Genomic DNA, 24,581 nt, shown 5'->3' on the forward strand with positions numbered 1-24,581 from the left:
GCTACACAGGAAATTCCACCACCCTCTACCGTACTCTAGCTTGCCAGTTTTGGATGCAGTTCCCAGGTTGAGCCCGGGGCTTTCACATCCAACTTAACAAACCACCTACGCGCGCTTTACGCCCAGTAATTCCGATTAACGCTTGCACCCTCTGTATTACCGCGGCTGCTGGCACAGAGTTAGCCGGTGCTTATTCTGTCGGTAACGTCAAAACAGCAAGGTATTCGCTTACTGCCCTTCCTCCCAACTTAAAGTGCTTTACAATCCGAAGACCTTCTTCACACACGCGGCATGGCTGGATCAGGCTTTCGCCCATTGTCCAATATTCCCCACTGCTGCCTCCCGTAGGAGTCTGGACCGTGTCTCAGTTCCAGTGTGACTGATCATCCTCTCAGACCAGTTACGGATCGTCGCCTTGGTGAGCCATTACCTCACCAACTAGCTAATCCGACCTAGGCTCATCTGATAGCGCAAGGCCCGAAGGTCCCCTGCTTTCTCCCGTAGGACGTATGCGGTATTAGCGTTCCTTTCGAAACGTTGTCCCCCACTACCAGGCAGATTCCTAGGCATTACTCACCCGTCCGCCGCTGAATCGAAGAGCAAGCTCTTCTCATCCGCTCGACTTGCATGTGTTAGGCCTGCCGCCAGCGTTCAATCTGAGCCATGATCAAACTCTTCAGTTCAATACTGCTTGGGTTTTTAAGAAACCCTAAACTTGGCTCAGCAATCTCAAATGACTATGTGATTTCTCGCATGGTCACTTGTGATGCTGATAATCTTTGTGACTATCAGTCCATACTCACAAGCACCCACACGAATTGCTTGATTCAATTTGTTAAAGAGCGTTTGGTTAAGAGCTTTTCGTCTCAACCGAGGCGCGCATTCTACGCTTTCCTCATTTGCTGTCAAGCGTTTATTTTGAAGTTTTTTAACTTCGCTTTCTTTCGAAAGCTTTTAACTTCAACAACTTGCCGCTTGCCCCGAAGCGTTCATCGCTGCGAGGAGGCGAATAATACGCGCTTTGAAATCAGAGTCAACACCCTGATCTGAAAAACTTTCCAGCAGTACTTGGCCGGCCTTCGCAACTAATGAACACGCAACCGATCTGTAGATAAACACCCCACGGAGCGCGGCAACCATGAGCGAGACGCAAAGCGAGAAAACGCCAGGCCTGTCGGCGGACGAAGAGCAGGAGGTCAGCCATAACCAGCCGCCAAGGGCAGCGGTGCTGCACGAGATCATTCGCTACCAGGGCGACCAAGAGCTTGAGCGCACGATCGCAGCCCTGTGGTGGTCAGCGCTGGCCGCCGGGTTGTCGATGGGGCTCTCGCTCATGGCCATGGGGTTGTTCTATGCCCGCCTCCCCGAGGGCGACAGCGCCCAGGTGATTGCAAGCATTGGCTACAGTGCAGGTTTCCTGGCGGTGATCCTCGCCCGCCAGCAACTGTTTACAGAGAACACACTCACCGCCGTGCTGCCGGTGATGACCTCGCCTACCCTGGCCAACCTGGGTCGCCTGCTGCGCCTATGGAGCGTGGTATTGCTCGGCAACCTGGCCGGTACCCTGCTGGTCGCCTGGGTCATGCTGGAACTGCCGATCTTCGACGGCAAGACCGACGTGGCCTTTCTGGAGGTCGGGCGCAAGGTAATGAAGAACGATATCGGCCAGATGTTCGCCAAAGGCATCGTGTCGGGCTGGATGATCGCCACCATGGTCTGGATGATCCCGTCGATGGAGCACGCCAAGATCTGGATCATCCTGATGATCACTTACTTCATGGCGCTGGGTGACTTCACCCATATTGTCGTCGGTTCGGTGGAAGTGTCCTACCTGGTCTGGGCCGGTGAAGAGACCTGGCGCAGCTTCTTGCTGGCATTCGCCCTGCCGACCCTCGCCGGTAACATCATTGGTGGCAGCTTCATCTTCGCGCTGATCAGCCATGCGCAGGTGCGTAGTGACAGCGGTAAGCCACCTTCGCGTTTACTGGACGACCAGAAGCCGCCCTCACCTCGCCAGCGAGACGCTGAAAAATGACCCTCAGCGCACCGCCACAGCGCGCTCTGTCGACCGCTCTCGCTGATGCGCAGGTTTGGGCTGCCACCAGTTCTGCCCGGCATGCGGCGAGTCCAGGCTGACCCGCTCGCCCATCTGCGGGGTGCATAGCCGCACCTGCGCTTGCTCAGTGAGGGCCAGGATGCGCTCGAATGGCTCTTGCCAGGCATGGGTGGACAAGTCGAAGGTGCCGTTATGAATCGGCAGCATCCAGCGCCCCTGCAGGTCGAGGTGTGCCTGCAGGCTCTGCTCCGGCTGCATGTGCACGCTCGGCCAGGCGACGTTATAGGCCCCGGTCTCGATCAGGGTCAGGTCGAAAGGCCCGAAACGCTCACCGATCTGCTTGAAGCCCTCGAAGTAGCCTGTATCGCCGCTGAAAAACACCCGCAGCTGTTCATCGATCACCACCCAGGACGCCCACAAGGTCCGGTTACTGTCGAACAGGCCACGCCCTGAAAAGTGCTGGGCTGGGGTCGCGACAAAGCGTACCCCTTCAACTTCAGTGTCCTGCCACCAATCCAGTTGGCGCACCTTGTCTGCTGCAACCCCCCATTCGATCAAGAGGTCACCCACCCCAAGCGGTGCCAGAAACACCCCCGTACGCGGGGCAAGCCGTCGAATCGCCTGCTCATCCAGATGATCGAAGTGATCATGGGACAGGATCACCGCGGCCAATGGCGGCAGTTCGTCCAGGCCAAGCGGTGGCGCATGGAAACGTTGCGGCCCTGCCCACTGCACCGGTGAGGCGCGCTCGGCGAATACCGGGTCGGTAATAAAGAAGCGCCCGCGCAACTTCAGCAATATCGTCGAATGGCCAAGGCGCCACAGGCTGTGATCAGGTGCATCAAGCACCTGCTGCCGGGTCATGGGCTGCACATGGAGGGGGGTGGAGGGCCGAGTGTCGGGCGGCTTGCGCAAAAACAGGTACTTGAGGCCGATGCGCAGCTTTTTCATCACGCCGTCTTGAGGCAGGCGGGCCTGGTTATGGAAACGACCGTCCCGTTGAGGCGCCGACTCGCCGGCAGCGTTAGCCATGGGAACCATGAGCATGAGCACTCCAAGCAACAGGAAAGCCTTCATATTACCCCACAGTGATCAGATCAACCGTGAATTGGCTTGTAAGGTCATTTTTCATAGATGAAACACTGTTCAACAATATTCACACGCGTTATGCGATAAACGGCGCCTTAGCAGAAGAACGATGACCATGATGGACAACCGCAGCGGCAAGGGCCTTTCTTTCGTCAAGCGCATCTACCTGCCGCGCATCATCGGCATGGGCATCGGCCTGTTCAGTGTAATGGCTGCCATGGCGCCGCTATCGCCGCCTACCTGGGTCTGGCTGCTGGTGCTGTTCAACGGGATTGTCTGGCCGCATTTAGCCTACCTGTGGGCGATGCGCTCGGCAGCGCCTTATCAGGCAGAACAGCGCAACCTGCTGCTGGACTCGCTGATGGGCGGTTTCTGGACCGCCGCCATGCACTTCAACCCACTGCCCAGCGTGACCGTGCTGTCGATGATGACCATGAACAACGTGGCCGCGGGCGGCAAGCGCCTGGTCGTTCGTGGCGTGCTGGCCCAGCTTGCCGGCATGCTCGTGGCCACGCTCGTGCTCGGCCCTGGCTTGCAACTCACTGCCACGCCCTTGCAGGTTTACGCGTGCTTGCCAATGCTGACGCTCTACCCGCTGGCCCTGGGCTGGGTCTGCTACCGCCTGGCAATCAAACTGGCAGAGCATAAGCGCCGCCTCAGTGCGCTCAGCCTTACCGACAGCCTGACCGGGTTGCTCAACCACGGTGCCTGGAAAGACCTGCTGCTGGTCAAGTTCCAGACTTGCCAGCAACAGCAGCAACAGGCGGTCATCGCCCTGATCGACATCGACCACTTCAAGACCATCAACGACACGTTTGGCCACGTAGTCGGCGATTGCGTGCTGCGTCAGATGAGCGAAGAGCTCAAACGCAACCTGCGTGAGGTCGACCAGGCCGGGCGCTACGGTGGCGACGAGTTCTGCGTGATCCTGCCGGACACCAACGAGGCCCAGGCCTGCCTGGCCATGGAGCGCTTGCGCGAGCGGGTGGCGAGCTACCGTAACCCGCAATTACCACACTTGCGGATCAGCCTCAGCATCGGCCTGTCTGCCTTCGACGCCGACCTTGAATCCCCCGAGCACTGGCTCGAACAGGCCGACAAGGCGCTCTACACCGCCAAGCACGCTGGCCGCGACCAGGTCAATTTCGCGCAACGCGAGGCCACCGGCCTCAGGCTGGCCTATCCTGACTGAACCTCCTTCCTGATTGCCTTGCAGGAGGCTGCTGTTCTTGAAGGAGTCACCCGCACATGGCCAGGACCGCCAACCTTCCACCCGCCCTACCCACACCCCGATTTCAAGTACGCCGCTTGATTGCAGGCTTTTGCGTGGTCTTTGGCCTGGCCTGCCTGGTCACCTTGGGCGCATTGCTCAACATCGCCGCCACCCTCGATCACCAAGAGCAACAGCGCAGCGCTTTCCATGCCTCGCAAGCGCTCGAGCAACGGCTGCTTGCCTCACGCCAGTTCCTGTCCAGCTATGCCGTGTGGGATGCCGCCTTTGAACACCTGGCCGGCAAGGCGGACTGGCAGTGGGCCTATGAAGAGAAGAACGTCGGTGAATCGCTGTACAGCGCCAGTGGCTACGAAGGTGTGTTCGTGGTGGACGACCAGCGCACCACCTACGCCCTGTTCAAAGGCAAGCCCAGTGAAGCGAGCGCCAGCACTTATATAGAAGCGCCGCTACAACCCATCATCAATGAAGCACGGGGGGCTGCCAGCGCCCGCGAACAAATCACCCGGTTCGTGCTGTTCAACGGATGGCCCGCCGTGCTTAGCGCCGCGGCCGTACGGCCAGACAAGGACGTGTCGGACAACGAAGTACGCCAGGCACCCGTCATGCTGTTCGTCGACCAGCTGACCGACGACAAACTCACACGGTTGGGTACCGGCGCCGGCCTGGCGGGCATGCACCTCGAGAAAGACGCTACCGGCGAGCATGGCCAGCAGCGTATCGCGCTGGGCGATACCGGCTTCCACCTGGCCTGGACCAGCCCGCTGCCGGGCCAGCAATTGCTGTGGGCGATGCTGCCGCCGCTGCTGTGCGCGCTGCTGATACTCGGCCTGGTGATGCTTTACCTGTTCTGCCACGCCTTGCGCAGCTCCCGCGCCATCGACCTTAGCCTGGCGCGCCTGCAGCAGAGCAACCAGGCCCTGGAGGCCAGCGAGCAGCGTTTTCGCGCCGTCGCCGAAGCCGCATCCGACTGGATCTGGGAAACCGACCGACAACAACGCCTGACCTATCTTTCACAGCGTTTCGTCAGCGTCACCGGCTACCCGGTGGACGACTGGCTGGGCCAGCCGGTGAACCAGCTGCTGGCCTGCGACACCACGCCACTCTCACCCTGGCTGGACGCGTTGGCCGCCGCCGACCCACAGCAGTTGGCAAACCTGCGCTGTACCTACCGTGACCATAACGGGCAAAACCGCTATTGCCGCATCTCGGCACGGGCGATCTGGTACGACGGCAAGCCGACGGGTTTTCGTGGCACCGCCAGCGACATCACTGACGAGGTCGACGCCCATGCACGCATCCAGCACCTGTCACTGCATGACCCGCTGACCGGTCTTGCCAACCGCAACAAACTCGCCCGGCACCTTGAGCAGTTGTTATTGCGCGGCAGCGACGCGCCCCCACTCACGTTGCTGCTGCTGGACCTGGACAACTTCAAGCCGATCAACGATTCCCTCGGCCATGCCGCCGGTGACGCTGTGCTGCAAGAGGTGGCGACACGCCTGCGCGACACCACCCGCGATGTCGACCTGGTGGCGCGCCTGGGTGGCGATGAGTTCATTCTGGTGCTCAATGGCATGGATAACCGCACTGAAGTCGACCGTTTCTGCGCTCGCCTGATTAGCCTGCTGCAGCAACCCATCGTCTTCGACAACCAGCCCCTGCACATCGGCGCCAGCATCGGCGTCGCCCAGAGCCGCACCCAGGGCTTCGATGCCGGCGAACTGATCCGCTGCGCCGATATCGCGCTGTACCAGGCCAAAGCGGAGGGCAAGAACACCTGGCGCTACTTCGCCGCCGAAATGAACAAACAGATCCAGTACCGCCGACAACTGGAGAATGATCTGCGCCGGGCCCTGCAAAACCAGGAATTCGCGTTGCATTACCAGCCACGCTATCGCCTGGGCGACCTGCGCATCGTCGCCGTCGAAGCCCTGCTGCGCTGGCAGCACCCGCAGGAGGGGTTGCTCGGGCCAGACACCTTCATCCCGCTGGCCGAGCAGAGCGACATCATTGTCGCGCTGGGCCGCTGGGTGCTGCGCGAAGCCTGCCGCACGGCCCACGACTGGCCGGTGGGCCTGCTGATATCGGTAAACCTGTCACCTGCGCAGTTCTTGCGCAGCGACGTGGTGGCCGACGTTCGCGAGATCCTGCTGGAAACCGCGTTCCCCGCCCAGCGCCTTGAACTGGAAATCACCGAAAACGTGATGCTCAACGACATCGAAGGCGCGCTAAGCACCATGCTTTCGCTAAAGGAGCTGGGTGTTCGCCTGAACATGGATGACTTTGGCACCGGTTACTCATCACTGGGCTATCTGCGCACGTACCCGTTCGACAGCATCAAGATCGACAAACGCTTCATAGCCGGGCTGAACAACACCAGTGGCAATGATCGCGCCGTGGTGCAAGCCATCATCAACCTGGGTGAAGCCATGGGGCTGACGGTGACGGCCGAGGGCGTAGAAAGTGAACAGCAGCTCAAAACACTGGAGAAGGACGGCTGCCATGAGGTGCAGGGTTATTTCCTGAGCCGGCCTTTACCTAAAGAGGCGCTCGAAGCCTTGCTGCAACAGGCGCCCACAGGCTCGGCCAGGCGCCTGCTGTAAAGGCAGCCTTCGCAGAACAAGGCTGCCCCCGTGAACAGCAGGGCGTCAGCGCTTGTTGCGCTCGGCCACGATCTCGGGCAAATCACTGCGCCGCAGGTAAGTGCGCAAGGGCTCGCCAATGTTCAAGCGGTCATCCACATGCTGGTCCAGCAGCAGTGCCAGGCGTTGTCGGCACAACGCCATGCGCGGGCCTTGCTCGGGCCGCCAGACGAATTCGCTGCAGGGGGTGATACTGTCGTCGGCCACGTCCATGCCGAACGAGTCCTCGGAAAAACGCACGATATGAACGCCGCGCTTGCCATGAAAGCCAACGAAACCGTTGAGCTGCTCCGCCGCGTTGCAGATGTCCTGGGAAGTGATGGCCATGCCGTAACCTCGCAATCAAGTCGAAAGTGACGCACGCCGGGCTGCAAACGGTCGCCTCTGCCGGGCAACTCGCAGCGGCCAGCCTAACGCAAGTCACCGCGCATTCGCCAAGGTTTTCCGCCAGCCGCCGACAGCCCCGGAAAAGGGTTCGGCATTCCCTTCATTGCGTAACCCGGTCCTCGTGCACCTGCACGCTGGCAGTCATGCCGGCACTCAGGTTCATGCCCTGCGGGATCTCGTCCAGGCGGATCCGCACAGGTATCCGCTGCGCCAGGCGCACCCAGTTGAAGGTCGGCTCCACCTCCGGCAACAGTTGGCTATCCGGATTACTGTTGCGGTCGGTGATGCCCCGGCTGATGCTCTCCACATGCCCCTGCATTGCCTCGCCCGCCCCCATCAGCCAGACCTTGACCGTGTCACCGACGCGGATGCGCGGCAGTTTGGTTTCTTCGAAGTAGGCCTGGATATAGAAGGTCGAATCGTCCACCAGGGCCATCACCGACTCCCCGGTGTTCACGTAGTTGCCCTGGGCCAGGCGCAGGTTGGTGATATGGCCACTGCGCGGCGCCCGCACTTCGCTGCGCGCCAGGTTGATCTTGGCCACTTGCAGTTGCGCCTCGGCCTCATGCAGTTCACCGCGGGCGATGGCGGCGTTGATCTGGGCATTTTCACGCAGCTCGGCACTGATTGCCTCCGGCCCCAGGGCAGTACGCCGCGCCGCTTCGCGCTCGCGCAAGCGCAGTTGCTGGGCACGGGTCTCGGTCACGGCGCTGGCCTGGTCGAAGGCTGCCTGGAAGCGTTCACGGTCGATGCTCATGAGCAAATCGCCCGCCTTGACCTGCTGGTTGTCATGCACCTTGAGCTCGCGCACCCAACCGGATACGTCTGGGGCGATCACCACCACGTCGGCGCGCACCCGGGCATCGCGGGTCCAGGGTGTCAGCATGTAGTACTGCCACAGCTGGTAGCCTGCCAACAGGGCAAGGGCCACCACACACAGGGTTACCAGGGTACGTACGGCAGCACGCATTGAATCACTCCTTACAAAAATCGTTACAAGAGCCTTTAGGCAGCCCCCAGTACTCGCACCACCAGGAACAACACACACACGAACAACGCCGCGTCGAACAGCGCTTCATGCCAGATCCAGCGACCCAACGGCGTGGCGTGCACCAACAAGCGCAACACCCCGGTGAGCACCAGCGCCAGCAGCACATAAATCAGAAACGGGCTCAGCAGCACGCCGCCCAGCGCCCACTCACGCAACCCCATGCACGTCCTCCTGCCAGCGGCACCATTTGCCCCAGCTCTTCTGCAACTGCAGCACTGCACCTTCAGCCAGGCGCAACGGGTCGCTTGCCGGCAGCCGACGCAAGGCGGCGATGAATTGCTCACTGGCGCTGTCCAGGCGTTGCCCACGGCCCGGCGCCGGCCCCTTGGCCAGTACCGCCTCCACCTGCTGCAGGTACTCGCGTTCAGCGCGGCCCAACGGCGCCTGGGCGACCGCCAGGCACATGCGCAGGTGCACCAGTTCGTCGCCGATGTCCAGGCCGTGCAGGCCGTCATCCCAACGCTTGCGCTCGCTTTCGGGCAATTCGCCGGCATGCCGCGCCAGTTGCAAGAGGCGATCGGCCATTCGCCCGCCAAACCAGCTGTCGGCGCCACGCAGGTCGCGCCGGGTCAGGCGCACCAGGTCGCTTTGGGTCGCCGCCCGCAGGCGCTTGCCCAGCCAGGCCGGGTGACGGAACACCAACAAACGAAAGGCCATCACCGCAGCAGACACGCCCACCAGCATCGCCAGCGCGCTGTTGAGCATGCTGGCCACGCCAAACTGCATGGCATTGAGCGGTGATACCAACACGATGAAGTGCAGGCAATACGAAGTCGCGGTCGCGCCGGTACGCGGGTGGGCCATGCCCAACGCACCCAGAAACAGCGGCACACCCATGCCCAGGCAGAGCATGGCGAAGCTGCTCCACTGCGGCAAAAGAATCTGCCCGACCAGAAACGCCGCGGGGATCGCCAGAAAGATGCCGCGCAAGAAACTAAGGCCGATCTGAGCGCCGTTTTCGCGGCTGGCAAACAGGCTGCAGACCACACAGGTCAGCACCAGGCCGCCCGGCGCAGAGGGCCAGGCGGTCGCCAGCCAGAAGCCACTCATCACCAGAAACGCCAGCGCGCTGCGTGAACCGAACAACAGTGCCAGCGACCAGTCGCGGTGTGCGGCCAGGCCCTGGGACACATCCTTGGGCGCCCTGCCCGCTTCGACGTCGTCCAACGCCTGGGTCGCAGCCATCGCGTAGTCCAGCAACAGCGTCATGCGCGCCAGGCAGTAATGTTCGGCAGCGCTTATCTGCTCATCATGGGCGGCATCCCAGATGCGTTGGCGCAACAGCAACAGGCCGGGTTGGTCGGGTGCGCCCAACTGCGCGCGCACCGCCTCCAGCCAGGGCGCCAGGTGCCGAGCTTCACCTTCATCGAGCTGGCGCCACTGCCGGCGCACCGAGCGGGAGATACGCAGCAGCACCATCAGCTTCTGGCTCAGGCCGCGAATGGCGCGCGCCCGCTGACGCCCGCGATTGCCTTCGAACCAGGCATGTTCGCGCTGGCTGTCGATGGCGACGATGCGCCCAAGGCTTTCCAGCAGCCCTTTGCGCGCCTCATCCTCTCCCCCCAGCATGGCACTGGCCGCCTGCAGGCCATTTTGCCAAGCCTGCCGGGCTTGTCCGCCCAGTTGCTGTTCCACGCGCAGCGGCCAGATCAGGGCGCTGGTGGCGGTAGCGCAGAAAATCCCCAGACAGATCTCGGTGCAGCGCGCCACGGCCTGGTCGAACACCTGCAACGGGTGGTCGATCGCCGGCAGGGCGATGATCGCGGCGGTGTAGCCGGCTAGCACAAAAGCGTAGGCCCAGGCACTGCGCAGTTGGGTCGACGCGGCCGTGCACAGTGCCAGCCACAGCGCGAGGGTGATCAGGAACAGGCCTGGCGTCTGGGCGAACAAGCCGATAAATACTACCGACATGAACGTGCCGACCAGGGTGCCGGCCAGGCGCGCAAGGCCCTTCTGCACCACCATGCCGGACAACGGCTGAGCCACGATGAACGCCGTCATCAATGCCCATGACGGCTGTTCCAACCCCCAGCGCATCGCCAGCCAAAGCGCCAGGCCGCCACCGAGCACGGTCTTGATGGCGAACTTGAGGGCGAGGCTGCTGGGAGCGAACAGGGCCTGGAAAGTGATGGGCACGAGGCGGACCTTGCGGGGATGATCAGGTAAACGATAGACAATGAAGCGAAGGATAATGCGGAAACGATTAATTAGCTAGCTAATCATCTTTATTGAGATGCGCTGCCCGACATTTCGCAGGCAAAAAAAATGGGCGACCGAAGTCGCCCTAAATGCCTTGCGTGCTCGTGAACCCGGAAGGTCAGCGCGGCTTGCGCTTGTTCGAGTCCTTCCAGATGAAAATGCCCAGACCGGCAAAGAATGCGACCATCAACCCAACCGTTACCACACCTGCGATAACCACGTTGTCGAAGAACATGTCGGCCTCCCTCTTCGTTTGCCGTTGTCCGATGGATGCAAGGTAACGAATGTGGGGGCGGGGAAAATTGACCGGGGTCAATGGTGCCCGGGACCGGGCACGCGGGGCGGGCGCAGGGTTGACCTGCGTCAAGTTTCAGCGCTTCTTGGGCTTGCCCTTGGGCTTCTTTTTCTTTGCCGCGCTCAGGGGCATGGCTTGCTCGAAGGCCTGGCGCACTTCGTTCAGGCGCTTTTCCTTGAGGTCGTGGACGCGCTTGGCACGTTCGGCATCAAAATCGATGAGGTTGTCTTGGCTCATGGGTGGGCTCGACGATCAACAGAGACTTGCATGATGAAGCCAGCCAGTGACGCTGACCAGCCCCGCGTCAGACTTCGATGTCGACCAACAGCCCCTGACGTGGGCTCTCACCCATCAAGGGGGCGACCGGTACGGTGTTGTCGGCGTTGACTTCATCACCTGGTAACGCGCTGTAAAGCTCGCCGTCGCTTTTTTGCCGACGTTGCTGTTGACGACGCTGTTCATCACGCAGGATCAAAGCTTGCTCCTGCGGGTCGCGCTGCTGCTTGAGGTTGATGGCGCTTTCACCGGAGGTCGGCTGCGCGGGGACCACCGGCTTGATGTCGGGAGTGGGTTTGACCGGGTCCTGTTGCGAGGTTACCGGGGCTGCACTGAGCGGAATAATCGGCGGCAACATGGAAAGTCTCCTATTACCCCTGTATCGGCGGGCGTTGTCCTACCTTGAATAGAGACAACGCTTATTCGACTTCGTCATCGGGGTCGTCATCGCTCGGCGGGCTCGCCTCGCTCCAGGGCCGCTTGTTGACCTGCTGCCAGACCGCGTCCATGTGCTCGCGCAGTACCTGCGGCGCGCTTTTGAGCGAGGCGCTGTCTTCGCGCTCGCCGCCGATCGGCTCCTCGCCCGCCGGGGTGATCAGTGATTGGCCAGTAATGGTGTAGATGGCCTGGCCTTCGCGCATTTCGATGGCGATATCGTGAGGGTCGATGCCGCCGCCGCAGAAGGCATGGCTGGCAACCGTCAGTTCAGCGATACCGTCCTTGTTCAGGTCACTGACATCGCTGACATCGGAATAGAAGTCGACATCCAGGTCCAGCCCCGGGCAGGTGGTTTCCTGCTCGATCTGCCAACGTGCCTTGAACGCATCGCTTTCGGCCGTGCGCCCATACAGCGTGGCCTTGAGCACTACCTTGTCCACTTCCTGCTGGTTTTCCGCGTCGGTGGCCTGGCCGTCGGTGCGGCTCAGCACCAGCAGGCCTTCGCCGTCGCGGTCACGAAAGTGCACGCTCTTGATCGGCGTCTGCACGCCCAGTGCCTCAAGCTGCCCAGGCGTAATCGCCGGCAAGGTCTCGAAGCTTTTTTGCTCGCAGCCGGCCAGCAGCACAAGGCTGCTCACGGCCAGGGAAACGTTCAACCAGCGGTGCTTGGCGGACATGTTGGTGCGCGGCCCTCGTCTACAAGACGGTGTTGGTCGATGAAACGGCTAGACTGTTGGTCTTCGGCACCCTTCGGTGCACTTCAACACTTTGGTCTGACCGGCCGATCCGTTAACATAGCCGGCTTTTCATCGCGGGAGTTCAGGCAGTATGGCGCAGCAGTATCAACCGGGGCAACGCTGGATCAGCGACAGCGAAGCAGAGCTCGGCCTGGGTACCATCCTGGCGCAGGATGGCCGCCTGTTGACCGTGCTCTACCCGGCCACTGGCGACACCCGCCAGTATTCCCTGCGCAATGCGCCGCTGACCCGCGTGCGCTTCTCGCCAGGTGACCAGATCACCCACTTCGACGGTTGGAAGCTGACCGTGCGCGAGGTCGACGATGTCGATGGCCTGTTGGTGTACCACGGCCTGGACGGGCAAAACCAGCCGCGTACCCTGCCGGAAACCCAACTGTCGAACTTCATTCAGTTCCGCCTGGCCAGCGACCGCCTGTTCGCCGGCCAGATCGACCCGCTGTCGTGGTTCAGCCTGCGTTACAACACCTTGCAGCACACCAGCAAGCAGATGCAGTCGTCGCTCTGGGGCCTGGGTGGCTGCCGCGCACAACCGATCGCCCACCAGTTGCACATCGCCCGTGAAGTCGCTGACCGCAGTGCACCGCGGGTGCTGCTGGCGGACGAAGTCGGCCTGGGCAAAACCATCGAGGCAGGCCTGATCATCCATCGCCAGCTGCTTTCAGGGCGTGCCAGCCGCGTACTGATCCTGGTCCCGGAAAACCTCCAGCATCAATGGCTGGTGGAAATGCGCCGGCGCTTCAACCTGCAAGTGGCGTTGTTCGACGCCGAGCGCTTCATCGAGAGCGATGCCAGCAACCCGTTCGAAGACGCCCAGCTCGCGCTGGTGGCCCTGGAATGGCTGGTTGACGACGAAAAAGCCCAGGACGCGCTGTTTGCCGCAGGCTGGGACCTGATGGTGGTCGACGAAGCCCACCACCTGGTCTGGCATGAAGACCAGGTCAGCGCCGAGTACGGCCTGGTCGAGCAACTGGCCCAGGTGATCCCTGGCGTGCTGCTGCTCACCGCCACCCCCGAACAGCTCGGCCAGGACAGCCACTTCGCCCGGCTGCGCCTGCTCGACCCCAACCGTTTCCACGACCTTGTGGCGTTCCGTGCCGAGAGCGAAAACTATCGCCCGGTCGCCGAGGCGGTACAGGAGCTGCTTGACGAAGGTCGCCTGTCGCCGGAGGCCCACGCCACCATCCATGGTTTCCTCGGGGCCGAAGGCGAAGCTTTGCTGGCTGCCGTCAGCGATGGCGACACCCAAGCCAGCGCGCGCCTGATCCGCGAGCTGCTCGACCGCCACGGCACTGGCCGCGTGCTGTTCCGCAACACCCGCGCAGCCGTTCAGGGCTTCCCCGAGCGCGAGCTGCATGCTTACCCGGTAGCGATGCCGGAGCAATACCGCGACCTGCCGCCTGGCGAAAAAGCCGAGCTGTACCCGGAAGTCGCCTTCCAGGCGCAGGGCGACATCACTGACGACGAGCGCTGGTGGCGTTTCGACCCTCGGGTCGACTGGCTGATTGATACCCTGAAGATGCTCAAGCGCACCAAAGTACTGGTGATCTGCGCCCATGCCGAAACCGCCATGGACCTGGAAGACGCCCTGCGCGTGCGCTCCGGCATTCCTGCCTCGGTCTTCCACGAAGGCATGAGCATTCTCGAGCGTGACCGCGCCGCCGCCTATTTCGCAGACGAAGAGTTCGGCGCCCAGGTGCTGATCTGCTCCGAGATCGGTAGCGAAGGCCGCAACTTCCAGTTCTCTCATCACCTGGTGATGTTCGACCTGCCGGCCCACCCGGACCTGCTCGAGCAGCGTATCGGCCGTCTCGACCGGATCGGCCAGAAGCACACCATCCAGTTGCACGTGCCCTACCTGCAGGACAGCCCGCAAGAGCGCCTGTTCCAGTGGTACCACGAAGCGCTCAACGCCTTCCTCAACACCTGCCCGACCGGCAATGCCCTGCAGCATCAGTTCGGCCCTCGCCTGCTGCCGCTGCTCGAAAGCGGTGACAGCAAAGCCTGGGATGCACTGGTGGCCGATGCCCGCGGCGAACGCGAGCGCCTGGAAGCCGAGCTGCACAGCGGCCGCGACCGCCTGCTGGAGCTCAATTCTGGCGGGGCCGGTGAGGGCCAGGCACTGGTCGAGGCGATTCTCGAACAGGATGACCAGTTCGCCCTGCCGATCTACATGGAAACCCTGTTCGACGCGTTCGGCATCGACAGCGAAGACCATTCGGAAAACGCCCTGATCCTCAAGCCGAGCGAGAAAATGCTCGACGCCAGCTTCCCGCTGGGTGACGACGAAGGCGTGACCATCACCTACGACCGCGCCCAGGCGTTGTCCCGCGAGGACATGCAGTTCCTGACCTGGGAGCACCCGATGGTTCAGGGTGGCATGGATCTGGTCTTGTCCGGCTCGATGGGCAACACCGCTGTTGCGCTGATCAAGAACAAGGCGCTGAAGCCAGGTACCGTGTTGCTCGAACTGCTGTTCGTCAGCGAGGTGGTAGCACCGCGCGCCCTGCAGTTGGGACGTTACCTGCCGCCGGCAGCCCTGCGCTGCCTGCTCGACACCAACGGCAACGACCTGGCGTCGCGCGTGACATTCGAAACGCTCAACGACCAGCTCGAAAGCGTGCCGCGCGCCAGCGCCAACAAGTTCGTCCAGGCGCAACGTGATGTGCTGGCCCAGCGCATCAGTGGTGGTGAAGCCAAGATCATGCCGACCCACGTCGAGCGGGTGGCCGAAGCGCAGCGTCGCTTGCAGGCCGAGGCCGACGAAGAGTTGGCGCGCATGGTTGCCCTGCAAGCCGTCAACCCAAGCGTGCGCGACAGCGAAATCGACGCCCTGCGCAAGCAGCGTGAAGAAGGCCTGGCGATGCTTGAAAAAGCTGCCCTGCGCCTCGAAGCCATTCGCGTGCTGGTAGCCGGCTGATACACCCCGCCCCTGTAGGAGCAGCCTTGCGCTGCGAAGAGGCCAGTTCAGACACAGCCAATGCTGTGGCTCTACCGGCCTCTTCGCAGCGCAAGGCTGCTCCTACACGTGGCGCGGCACAAGCAGTCATATTCCTGGCTGCTATTGAACGCATAACCAAATCGTAGCAATCAAAGTGCCATTAGTCAGGAAGGCCTAACCACCTCTTCCTATACTGCCTCTGGACAGTCTCCCAAGGCGTTGTACCGGAGACGCGTGAAAACTCGGCCAAGAGGCACGCAATGGACTGGTTGGGACTGCAACTGTTCGCCGATCTGCCGGCAACCGGACGCATCGTCATCGATTGTCGCCACGAGCCTTTCCTTGTTCTGCTCGCCTTTAGCGTGGCCTGCGCGGCTTGCTTCGCGACCCTGGACATGGCCGAGCGCCAATCCCACAACGAACACCCCACCGCACAACGCCAGTGGCGCGTGCTTGGCGCCTGTTGCCTGGCCGGCGGTGTCTGGGCCATGCATTTCATCAGCATGCTGGCCTTCCAGGCGCCGGTGGAAGTCCACTACGACGTCTCGCTGACCGTCCTCTCGTTGCTCATTGCATTGATCGTTGCCTGGCTGGGCATGAACAGCCTCAACCGCAGCCAAATGCGAGTGCAGCATTACCTGCAAAGTGCCGTGCTGATTGGTGCCGGTATTATCCTGATGCACTTTGTCGGCATGGCCGCCCTCGAGACCGGCGCCCGGCAGTACTACCAGACCGGGCTGTTACTGGCCTGCGTGGTCATCGCCATACTCACCAGCCTCGCAGCGTTGCTGTTGGCGCGGTATTTCCGCAATGGCAGCGGCACGTTGCACCAAGCCCTGAAGTACGGCGCCAGCCTGGTGATGGCCGGTGGCATCGTAGCCACCCACTTCACCGCGATGTCAGCCATGACCCTGGTCATCCCCGCCGATACCGCCCTGCGCCTGCCCTCGGCCGACAACAGCCTGCAACTGGGGTTGACCATTGCCTTCATTACCTTGCTGATCAGTGGCGCCAGCATCAGTGCCGCACTGGCCGACAAGAAGCTGCAAAGTAAGGAGCATGACCTGCGCCGGGTCAGCATCCTGCTCAGCCAATTGGACCAGGCACGGGCCTCGCTGCAACAGGCCGCGCATTACGACGCCCTGACCAACCTGATCAACCGCCGCGGTTTCAATCAGGTATTCGCCGAACGCCTCGCCGAACAGACCACCAGTCAAAACCGCCTGGCGGTGATGTTCCTCGACATCGACCATTTCAAGCGGATCAACGACAGCCTTGGCCATGCCGCCGGCGACGAACTACTCAAGGTGATTGCCAACCACATCAAGGCAGCCACCCGCAGCCACGACCTGGTGGCGCGTTTCGGGGGCGACGAGTTTTGCGTGGTCACCAGCCTCAACAACCGTGACGAGGCACGTCACCTGGCGCAGCGCATCATGCAACGGATGAAGGAACCCATCGACCTGGGTGGCCGGCGCATGGTCATGACCACCAGTATCGGTATCAGCATTTTCCCCGACGATGGCCACACCGCTGAAGAGCTGCTCAAGCACGCCGACCTTGCCCTGTACCAGTCCAAGGGCAACGGCCGCAACAGCCTCAACTTCTTCAACGACAGCCTGAAAACCCGCGCCACCCTCGCCCTGCAGCTGGAAGAAGAACTGCGCATCGCGCTGCTGGAGGAACGCGGGCTGTGCGTGCACTACCAGCCCATCTTCGACCTGCGCAATGGCCAGGTGGCCAAGCTCGAAGCCTTGGTCCGCTGGCAGCACCCGCAACACGGCTTGCTCGGGCCCGACCGGTTCATCGGTATCGCCGAAGCGAATGGTTTGATCATCGACCTCGACCTGTGGGTGCTGCGCCACGCCTGCGCCGACCTGGCGCAACTGCACCGTCACGGCTTTGCCGACCTTAAGGTCACCGTCAACTGCTCGGCGGTAACCCTCAGCCACGATGAGCTACCCAGCGAAGTGGAGAAAGCGCTGTATCACTCGGCGCTGGCGCCCCGCCACCTGGAGCTTGAAGTCACCGAGAATGCCTTGATGGGCGATATTCAGCGCACGGTCAACCTGCTCAAGCGCGTGCGCGCCCTCGGCGTGGCCTTGTCGATTGATGACTTTGGTACCGGTTATTCGTCACTGGCCTACCTCAAGCGCCTGCCGCTGGACGTGCTGAAAATCGACCGGACCTTCCTGCAGGAGGTACCCGGCAGCCAGAAAGACCGCGAGATCGTCCAGGCCATCATCGTCATGGCCCACACCCTGCACTTGCAGGTAGTCAGTGAGGGGGTGGAAACCGTCGAGCAACTTGAATTCCTCGAAACCCACGGCTGCGACTACCTGCAAGGCTACCTGCTCGGCCGCCCGGTGGCGTTGGGCGAATTGCGGCCCATCCTGGAGCGACTGGAGCGCGACAAAGGCGTGCTCAGCCCTTGCTGCGATACAGCGATACCAGGGTCGCCGGATCTTTTTGCAAGTAGCCCTGGCTACCGTGCAAGCGCATCAATTGCGCGGCGAGGCCACTGAGCGGTGTCGCCGAACCCTGCTCGCGGGCAAATTTGACCGCGCTGTCGAGGTCTTTGAGCAGCGTACGCACATGCCACTTGATCGGCTCGAAGCGGCTTTCGGCCATTTGCGGGGCGAGGATCTGCAAGGGTTTCGAATCGGCAAAACCTCCCGCCAACGCCTCAGCGATCAGTGTCGCATCAACCCCCGATTGCTCGGCCAACGCCACCACTTCGGCGATCACCAACGCATTGCAGGCCACAATCATCTGGTTGCAAGCCTTGGTCACCTGGCCTGCACCCACGGCGCCCATGTGCGTTACACGTTGGCCCAGGGTCAGCAGCACCGGCTGCGCGCGTTGCAAGTCAGCCGCTTCGCCACCCACCATGATTGCCAGGGTGCCGGCCTCGGCCCCCGGCGTGCCACCGGACACCGGCGCATCCAGCCAGGCCATGCCACACAGCGCCGCGAGCTCGGCAGCCATCTCACGGGTGGCGGTCGGTTCGAGGCTGGAGAAGTCGATCAGCAGTTGGCCACTGCGCCCGCCCTGGGCAATGCCCTGTTCACCAAACACCACCTCGCGCACCACCGGCGTGTCAGCCAGGCACAGCAGCACCATATCGCTGTCGCGGCACAATGCGGCCGGGCTTGCTGCCAGGCGCGCGCCTGCCGCCACCAGTTCGGCGCATTTGTCCGGGCTGCGGTTCCACACCGTCAAGGGGTAGCCGGCAGCCAGCAGGCGCCGACACATCGGCAGGCCCATCAGGCCAATGCCGGCGAATCCTAGCGAAGGTAGTTGTGAACTCATGAACGACTCCTTGCACATTTGTTATTTTTTGAGGCCGCAATCAGGGCCTAAGGCGCGCGTGTACCCGCGAGGGGGCGCGCAGCGGCCACATTACGCATCCCGTAAACTGTTACCGCCACGCCGAATTGTTACTTACCTCTACCCGGCTGATCGCCTTCAAGCACCAAATTAAGGCGGGCTGCGCATTTTCACGCACCAAAAACGATCACGCCGATTCCGAACGCTTCGCTTGAATCACGATAAACGGTGAAACCACCACCGCCCAGATCTCTGGGTCGCGGTTTTGCAGGTCCAATGCCTGCTCAGCAGTCACCGGCCCCACAGTGCCATCACTGCGCCACTTGGCGAAGATCTCGCTGCGATTCTCGGCCATTGCTTCGGCAACGGCGATCAGGTCCAGGCTAGGGTCGACCCAAATCAGGTCACCCTTCGCCCAGAAGCGCTCCAGTGCTTTCCACTCGATGATTGCCGTCTCGCCAAGCAATTTGGCATAGAGGGTGCTTGTTTGATCAGTCATGGGTTTGTACCCGCAAAAATCGGCCAATAAAAAAGGCCGGTATTTTTGCAGAAAAACCCGGTTTCAAATACGTAATTTGGTCGATCGGCCCCGAACTTGTGGGGTGGGGCCGCAGATACAGGCAAATTGATGGCGCCTTTCTGTATCTTTGTGTCGATCAAGCGACAACCCAGGAAACAGGCTCTTTTTGACCGCTTTTCAAGCGCTCGGACAGCGCTCTACACTGTACCGGTACAGTTCCGGGACATGTTCCGGGGGAAGGTGGGCATGCAGTATGGCGTGGCCATACCGCACATCCCGCCCGGTCTGTAGCCCTGGCCGCCAGGACTATAAGAATTACAACAGAATGAGTGGAGCACTATGATCAAGATTTCCAAGCTGTTCGCCGCAATGGTTCTGGCCGGGGTAGCCAGCCATTCGTTTGCCGCCGATACCATCAAGATCGGGATCGCAGGGCCTAAGACCGGCCCTGTCACCCAGTACGGCGACATGCAGTTCATCGGCGCCAAGCAAGCCATCAAAGACATCAACGCCAAGGGCGGCGTCGATGGCAAGATGCTCGAAGCCAAGGAATACGACGACGCCTGCGACCCTAAACAGGCCGTGGCAGTCGCCAACAAAGTGGTCAACGACGGCGTCAAGTTCGTCATCGGCCACCTGTGCTCCAGCTCCACCCAGCCTGCGTCCGACATCTACGAAGACGAAGGCGTGATCATGATCACCCCCGCCGCCACCAGCCCAGAAATCACCGCCCGTGGTTACAAGCTGATCTTCCGCACCATCGGCCTGGACAGCGCCCAGGGCCCGGCAGCCGGCAACTACATCGCCGACCACGTCAAGCCCAAGGTCGTTGCGGTCCTGCACGACAAGCAGCAGTACGGTGAAGGCATCGCCACCGCGGTCAAGCAGACCCTGGAAGGCAAAGGCACCAAGGTAGCCGTCTTCGAAGGCCTGAACGCCGGTGACAAAGACTTCTCCTCGATCATCCAGAAGCTCAAGCAGAACAACGTCGACTTCGTCTACTACGGCGGCTACCACCCAGAGCTGGGCCTGATCCTGCGCCAAGCTCAGGAAAAAGGCCTGAAAGCCAAGTTCATGGGGCCGGAAGGTGTCGGCAACGACTCCATTTCGCAGATCGCCCAGGGCGCTTCCGAAGGCCTGCTGGTTACCCTGCCGAAGTCGTTTGACGCAGACCCTGCGAACAAGGCCATCGTCGACGCCATCAAGGCTGACGGCAAAGACCCAAGCGGCCCGTTCGTGTTCCCGGCCTACTCGGCTGTCGAGCTGATCGCTCAAGGCATCAAGGCCGCCAAGTCGGAAGACACCGACAAGGTGGCAGCCGCCATCCACGCCGGTTCCTTCAAGACCCCTACCGGCACCCTGTCGTATGACGAGAAGGGCGACCTGAAAGACTTCAAATTCGTGGTCTACGAATGGCACTTCGGCAAGCCGAAGACTGAAGTTTCCCCTCAGTAACTGCGTGACTAAATAGCTGACCGTAGAAGCCCACTGTGCGAGCAGTGGGCTTTGTTTTACGAGGTTCATGGGCCTGATCCCCGCGATCCGGGGGCCGGTCCACCTGAAAATCTTAAAACCGTCACCCGCGGTTTCCTGGCCGTACCCCTGCCAGTGAAATGCAAATCAGGTTTTTAGGAGCGCTGTAATGCCTGAGATCTACCATTTCTTCCAACAACTGGTTAATGGATTGACCATCGGCAGCACCTATGCCTTGATCGCCATCGGTTACACGATGGTGTACGGCATCATTGGCATGATCAACTTCGCCCACGGCGAGGTGTACATGATCGGTTCCTACGTGGCCTTCATCGCCCTGGCGGGCCTGGCCATGATGGGTATCCATTCGCTGCCGATCCTGATGACCGTCGCCTTCGTCGCGACGATCTTCGTCACCAGTGCCTATGGTTACAGCATCGAACGGGTTGCCTACCGCCCCTTGCGCAACAGCAACCGTCTGATCCCGCTGATTTCCGCCATCGGCATGTCGATTTTCCTGCAGAACACCGTCTTGCTTTCGCAGGACTCCAAGGACAAATCCATCCCCAACCTGATCCCTGGGAGCTTCTCTTTCGGGCCAGGCGGTGCTGAAGAAGTACTGATCAGCTACATGCAGATCCTGGTGTTCGTCGTCACCCTGGTGGCCATGACCCTGCTCACCCTGTTCATCTCCCGTTCCCGCCTGGGCCGCGCCTGCCGTGCCTGCGCCGAGGACATCAAGATGGCCAACCTGCTGGGCATCAACACCAACAACATCATCGCCCTCACCTTCGTCATCGGTGCCGCACTGGCGGCGGTGGCGGCCGTGCTGCTGAGCATGCAGTACGGGGTGATCAACCCCAACGCCGGCTTCCTGGTGGGCCTCAAAGCCTTCACCGCCGCTGTGCTGGGTGGCATCGGCAGCATTCCGGGCGCCATGCTCGGTGGGCTGGTGCTGGGTGTGGCCGAAGCCTTCGGCGCCGACATTTTCGGCGACCAGTACAAGGATGTGGTGGCATTCGGTCTCTTGGTACTTGTCCTGCTGTTCCGGCCGACCGGCATCCTGGGCCGCCCGGAGGTTGAAAAAGTATGAACAAAAATCTTAAACAGGCGTTCTTCAGCGCCTTGCTGGTCTGGGCCGTGGCCTTCCCGGTGCTCGGCCTGAAACTGAGCATCGACGGCATCAGCCTGGCCGTGCACAGCCAAGGGTCGTTCACCATCAGCATCATCGCCGTCTGCTCGGTGCTGATGTTCCTGCGCGTGCTGTTCGACAAGCAGTGGAGTTCGGTGATGGGCCGCCGCTCGGATCGCAAGCTGGTCCCGCCTGCGGTGAGCAACTACCTGACCCTGCCCAAGACCCAGCGCTGGATCATCATGGGGCTGATCGTGGCTGCGCTGGTCTGGCCGTTCTTCGGCTCGCGCGGTGCGGTCGACATCGCCACGCTGATTCTGATCTACGTGTTGCTGGGCCTGGGCCTGAACATCGTGGTCGGCCTCGCGGGCCTGCTCGACCTGGGTTATGTGGGCTTCTATGCCGTGGGTGCCTACAGCTATGCCATGCTGTCGCATTACCTGGGCTGGAGCTTCTGGGTCTGCCTGCCGATCGCCGGCCTGATGGCCGCCACCTTTGGCTTCCTGCTCGGCTTCCCGGTGCTGCGCTTGCGCGGTGACTACCTGGCGATCGTGACCCTGGGCTTCGGCGAGATCATCCGCCTGTTCCTGCGTAACCTCACCGACTGGACCGGTGGCCCTAACGGCATCAGCAACATCCCCAAGCCAGAGTTCTTCGGCCTGACCTTCGAACGCCGTGCCGCCGAGGGCATGCAGACCTTCCACGAGTTCTTCGGGCTGGAATACAACTCGATCAACAAGGTCATCTTCCTCTACCTGGTAGCGCTGCTGCTGGCCTTGCTGGCACTGTTCGTCATCAACCGCCTGCTGCGCATGCCGATCGGTCGTGCCTGGGAAGCCTTGCGTGAAGACGAGATCGCCTGCCGCGCACTGGGCCTGAACCCTACCGTGATCAAGCTCTCGGCGTTCACCCTGGGTGCCTGCTTCGCTGGTTTCGCCGGCAGCTTCTTCGCGGCTCGCCAAGGCCTGGTGACCCCCGAGTCGTTCACCTTCATTGAATCGGCGATCATCCTCGCCATCGTCGTGCTCGGCGGCATGGGCTCACAACTGGGCGTGATCCTCGCGGCCATCGTGATGATCCTGTTGCCTGAGCTGATGCGTGAGTTCAGCGAATACCGGATGCTGATGTTCGGTGCGCTGATGGTGTTGATGATGATTTGGCGTCCGCAAGGCCTGCTGCCTATGCAACGTCCACACATGGAGCTGCGTCGATGAGCCGCGAAATTCTGCAAGTCAGCGGCCTGAGCATGCGCTTCGGCGGCTTGTTGGCGGTCAACGGCGTGGCCCTGACCGTCAAGGAAAAACAAGTGGTGGCGCTGATCGGCCCGAACGGCGCCGGCAAGACCACCGTGTTCAACTGCCTGACCGGCTTCTACAAGCCCAGCGGCGGCACCATCTTGCTCGATGGCCAGCCGATCCAGGGCCTGGCCGGCCACCAGATCGCCCGCAAGGGCGTGGTACGGACCTTCCAGAACGTACGCCTGTTCAAGGAAATGACCGCGCTGGAGAACCTGCTGATCGCCCAGCACCGGCACTTGAACACCAACTTCTTCGCAGGCTTGTTCAAGACCCCGAGCTTCCGCCGCAGCGAGAAGGAGGCCATGGAGCGCGCGCAGTACTGGCTGGAAAAGGTCAACCTGACCGAATTCGCCAACCGCACCGCCGGCACCCTCGCCTACGGCCAGCAACGCCGCCTGGAAATCGCCCGCTGCATGATGACCCAGCCACGGATCATCATGCTCGACGAACCGGCAGCAGGCCTGAACCCGAAAGAGACCGAAGACCTCAAGGCACTGATCGCCTACCTGCGCGAATCACACAACGTTACCGTGCTGCTGATCGAGCACGACATGAAGCTGGTGATGAGCATCTCCGACCATATCGTGGTGATCAACCAGGGTACCCCCCTGGCCGACGGCACGCCGGAGCAGATTCGCGACAATCCTGATGTGATCAAGGCTTACCTGGGGGAAGCGTAAATGCTGAAGTTCGAGAACGTTTCCACCTTCTACGGCAAGATCCAGGCACTGCACAGCGTCAACGTGGAAATCAACCAGGGCGAGATCGTCACCTTGATCGGCGCCAACGGCGCAGGCAAGTCGACCCTGCTGATGACCTTGTGCGGCTCGCCGCAGGCGCACAGTGGCAGCATCAAGTACCTGGGTGAAGAACTGGTCGGCCAGACCTCCTCGCACATCATGCGCAAGAGCATCGCCGTAGTCCCCGAAGGGCGCCGCGTGTTCGCCCGCCTGACGGTCGAAGAGAACCTCGCCATGGGCGGTTTCTTCACCGACAAGGGCGATTACCAGGAGCAGTTGGACAAGGTCCTGCAGCTGTTCCCGCGCCTGAAGGAGCGCTATATCCAGCGCGGCGGCACCATGTCCGGTGGCGAGCAGCAGATGCTCGCCATTGGCCGGGCGCTGATGAGCAAACCCAAGTTGCTGTTGCTCGACGAGCCCTCGCTGGGCCTGGCCCCGATCATCATCCAGCAGATCTTCGACATCATCGAACAGCTGCGCCGTGACGGCGTGACCGTGTTCCTGGTGGAGCAGAACGCCAACCAGGCGCTGAAGATCGCTGACCGTGCCTATGTACTGGAAAACGGACGGGTGGTGATGCAGGGCACGGGTGAAGCGCTGCTGAGTGACCCGAAGGTGCGTGACGCGTATCTGGGTGGTTGATGAGCAAAGGGCCTTCGGGCCCTTTGTTCTACCTGCTGCATTTTTATGGCCTGTGCCGGCCTCTTCGCGGGTAAACCCGCTCC

Annotated in this window: 21 protein-coding genes and 1 rRNA gene (1 of these 22 cut by a window edge); 10 read left to right on the forward strand and 12 right to left on the reverse strand. The window is 61.6% G+C overall.

Annotation, left to right across the window (positions count from 1 at the left end; genetic code table 11):
• Nucleotides 1-683, reverse strand: a 16S ribosomal RNA gene (locus HU764_RS19955); it reaches 854 nt to the left of the window's first position.
• 455 nt (nucleotides 684-1,138) lie between these two features.
• On the opposite strand from HU764_RS19955, the gene HU764_RS19960 reads away from it, so the two are divergent.
• Nucleotides 1,139-2,035 (forward strand): formate/nitrite transporter family protein, encoded by an 897-nt coding sequence (locus HU764_RS19960; RefSeq protein ID WP_186682716.1) that lies wholly within the window; start codon nucleotides 1,139-1,141, stop codon nucleotides 2,033-2,035.
• 3 nt (nucleotides 2,036-2,038) lie between these two features.
• On the opposite strand, the gene HU764_RS19965 is transcribed toward HU764_RS19960, so the two are convergent.
• Nucleotides 2,039-3,133 carry an MBL fold metallo-hydrolase gene (locus tag HU764_RS19965; RefSeq protein ID WP_186682718.1) on the reverse strand — a complete coding sequence of 365 codons (1,095 nt, stop codon included), beginning with the start codon at nucleotides 3,131-3,133 and terminating at the stop codon, nucleotides 2,039-2,041.
• A gap of 130 nt (nucleotides 3,134-3,263) precedes the next feature.
• Between HU764_RS19965 and HU764_RS19970 the strand changes: the two genes are divergently transcribed.
• Nucleotides 3,264-4,337, forward strand: a complete 1,074-nt coding sequence (locus HU764_RS19970; protein WP_186682777.1) for a diguanylate cyclase — start codon at nucleotides 3,264-3,266, stop codon at nucleotides 4,335-4,337.
• Between the two features lie 56 nt (nucleotides 4,338-4,393).
• Nucleotides 4,394-6,982: a bifunctional diguanylate cyclase/phosphodiesterase gene (locus HU764_RS19975; RefSeq protein WP_186702578.1), complete on the forward strand. Its 2,589-nt coding sequence runs from the start codon at nucleotides 4,394-4,396 to the stop codon at nucleotides 6,980-6,982.
• A gap of 45 nt (nucleotides 6,983-7,027) precedes the next feature.
• Here HU764_RS19975 and HU764_RS19980 read toward each other — a convergent pair whose 3' ends face one another.
• The 8 genes from HU764_RS19980 to HU764_RS20010 form a co-directional block, all read right to left on the reverse strand.
• Entirely contained in the window at nucleotides 7,028-7,348 is a 321-nt protein-coding gene (locus HU764_RS19980; protein WP_186702577.1) for a DUF2025 family protein, read from the reverse strand.
• Between the two features lie 160 nt (nucleotides 7,349-7,508).
• Nucleotides 7,509-8,378 (reverse strand): efflux RND transporter periplasmic adaptor subunit, encoded by an 870-nt coding sequence (locus tag HU764_RS19985; protein WP_027594248.1) that lies wholly within the window; start codon nucleotides 8,376-8,378, stop codon nucleotides 7,509-7,511.
• Between the two features lie 35 nt (nucleotides 8,379-8,413).
• Complete coding sequence (locus HU764_RS19990; protein WP_186682724.1) at nucleotides 8,414-8,620, reverse strand: DUF1656 domain-containing protein; 207 nt, start codon at nucleotides 8,618-8,620, stop codon at nucleotides 8,414-8,416.
• Nucleotides 8,607-10,595, reverse strand: coding sequence for an FUSC family protein (locus HU764_RS19995; RefSeq protein WP_186682726.1), 1,989 nt, complete (start codon nucleotides 10,593-10,595; stop codon nucleotides 8,607-8,609). The genes HU764_RS19990 and HU764_RS19995 overlap by 14 nt, the downstream gene beginning before the upstream one ends.
• 181 nt (nucleotides 10,596-10,776) lie before the next feature.
• Nucleotides 10,777-10,893 carry a cytochrome c oxidase subunit CcoM gene (ccoM, locus tag HU764_RS27905; RefSeq protein ID WP_003254862.1) on the reverse strand — a complete coding sequence of 39 codons (117 nt, stop codon included), beginning with the start codon at nucleotides 10,891-10,893 and terminating at the stop codon, nucleotides 10,777-10,779.
• Nucleotides 10,894-11,028: 135 nt separating this feature from the next.
• Nucleotides 11,029-11,190 (reverse strand): hypothetical protein, encoded by a 162-nt coding sequence (locus HU764_RS20000; RefSeq protein ID WP_077068735.1) that lies wholly within the window; start codon nucleotides 11,188-11,190, stop codon nucleotides 11,029-11,031.
• 67 nt (nucleotides 11,191-11,257) lie between these two features.
• Nucleotides 11,258-11,587 carry a hypothetical protein gene (locus HU764_RS20005; RefSeq protein ID WP_027594245.1) on the reverse strand — a complete coding sequence of 110 codons (330 nt, stop codon included), beginning with the start codon at nucleotides 11,585-11,587 and terminating at the stop codon, nucleotides 11,258-11,260.
• A gap of 61 nt (nucleotides 11,588-11,648) precedes the next feature.
• Complete coding sequence (locus HU764_RS20010; RefSeq protein ID WP_186702576.1) at nucleotides 11,649-12,344, reverse strand: M949_RS01915 family surface polysaccharide biosynthesis protein; 696 nt, start codon at nucleotides 12,342-12,344, stop codon at nucleotides 11,649-11,651.
• A gap of 151 nt (nucleotides 12,345-12,495) precedes the next feature.
• Between HU764_RS20010 and rapA the strand changes: the two genes are divergently transcribed.
• Together rapA and HU764_RS20020 are read left to right on the forward strand one after the other, a co-directional pair.
• Nucleotides 12,496-15,342 (forward strand): RNA polymerase-associated protein RapA, encoded by a 2,847-nt coding sequence (gene rapA / locus HU764_RS20015; RefSeq protein ID WP_186702575.1) that lies wholly within the window; start codon nucleotides 12,496-12,498, stop codon nucleotides 15,340-15,342.
• A 281-nt stretch (nucleotides 15,343-15,623) separates the two neighbouring features.
• Entirely contained in the window at nucleotides 15,624-17,888 is a 2,265-nt protein-coding gene (locus HU764_RS20020; RefSeq protein ID WP_186682728.1) for a putative bifunctional diguanylate cyclase/phosphodiesterase, read from the forward strand.
• On the opposite strand, the gene HU764_RS20025 is transcribed toward HU764_RS20020, so the two are convergent.
• Together HU764_RS20025 and HU764_RS20030 are read right to left on the reverse strand one after the other, a co-directional pair.
• Nucleotides 17,788-18,675: an NAD(P)-dependent oxidoreductase gene (locus tag HU764_RS20025; RefSeq protein WP_027594242.1), complete on the reverse strand. Its 888-nt coding sequence runs from the start codon at nucleotides 18,673-18,675 to the stop codon at nucleotides 17,788-17,790. The two genes, HU764_RS20020 and HU764_RS20025, sit on opposite strands and share 101 nt — an antisense overlap.
• Before the next feature lie 205 nt (nucleotides 18,676-18,880).
• Nucleotides 18,881-19,192 (reverse strand): DUF2288 domain-containing protein, encoded by a 312-nt coding sequence (locus tag HU764_RS20030; RefSeq protein ID WP_027594241.1) that lies wholly within the window; start codon nucleotides 19,190-19,192, stop codon nucleotides 18,881-18,883.
• Nucleotides 19,193-19,552: 360 nt separating this feature from the next.
• Here HU764_RS20030 and HU764_RS20035 point away from each other — a divergent pair, with 360 nt between their 5' ends.
• The 5 genes from HU764_RS20035 (at nucleotide 19,553) to HU764_RS20055 (ending at nucleotide 24,498) form a co-directional block, all read left to right on the forward strand.
• Nucleotides 19,553-20,668, forward strand: coding sequence for a branched-chain amino acid ABC transporter substrate-binding protein (locus HU764_RS20035; RefSeq protein ID WP_186682730.1), 1,116 nt, complete (start codon nucleotides 19,553-19,555; stop codon nucleotides 20,666-20,668).
• 187 nt (nucleotides 20,669-20,855) lie between these two features.
• Nucleotides 20,856-21,779: a high-affinity branched-chain amino acid ABC transporter permease LivH gene (gene livH / locus HU764_RS20040; RefSeq protein WP_008097482.1), complete on the forward strand. Its 924-nt coding sequence runs from the start codon at nucleotides 20,856-20,858 to the stop codon at nucleotides 21,777-21,779.
• Nucleotides 21,776-23,032, forward strand: coding sequence for a high-affinity branched-chain amino acid ABC transporter permease LivM (locus tag HU764_RS20045; protein ID WP_085273537.1), 1,257 nt, complete (start codon nucleotides 21,776-21,778; stop codon nucleotides 23,030-23,032). The genes livH and HU764_RS20045 overlap by 4 nt, the downstream gene beginning before the upstream one ends.
• Nucleotides 23,029-23,796: a high-affinity branched-chain amino acid ABC transporter ATP-binding protein LivG gene (livG, locus tag HU764_RS20050; RefSeq protein WP_027594237.1), complete on the forward strand. Its 768-nt coding sequence runs from the start codon at nucleotides 23,029-23,031 to the stop codon at nucleotides 23,794-23,796. The genes HU764_RS20045 and livG overlap by 4 nt, the downstream gene beginning before the upstream one ends.
• The gene (locus HU764_RS20055) at nucleotides 23,797-24,498 is read left to right on the forward strand and encodes an ABC transporter ATP-binding protein (protein ID WP_085273538.1); all 702 of its coding nucleotides are present in this window, start codon (nucleotides 23,797-23,799) and stop codon (nucleotides 24,496-24,498) included.
• The last annotated feature ends 83 nt before the right edge of the window (nucleotides 24,499-24,581 follow it).

This window comes from Pseudomonas kermanshahensis (genome assembly GCF_014269205.2).
GTDB classification, from domain to species: domain Bacteria; phylum Pseudomonadota; class Gammaproteobacteria; order Pseudomonadales; family Pseudomonadaceae; genus Aquipseudomonas; species Aquipseudomonas kermanshahensis.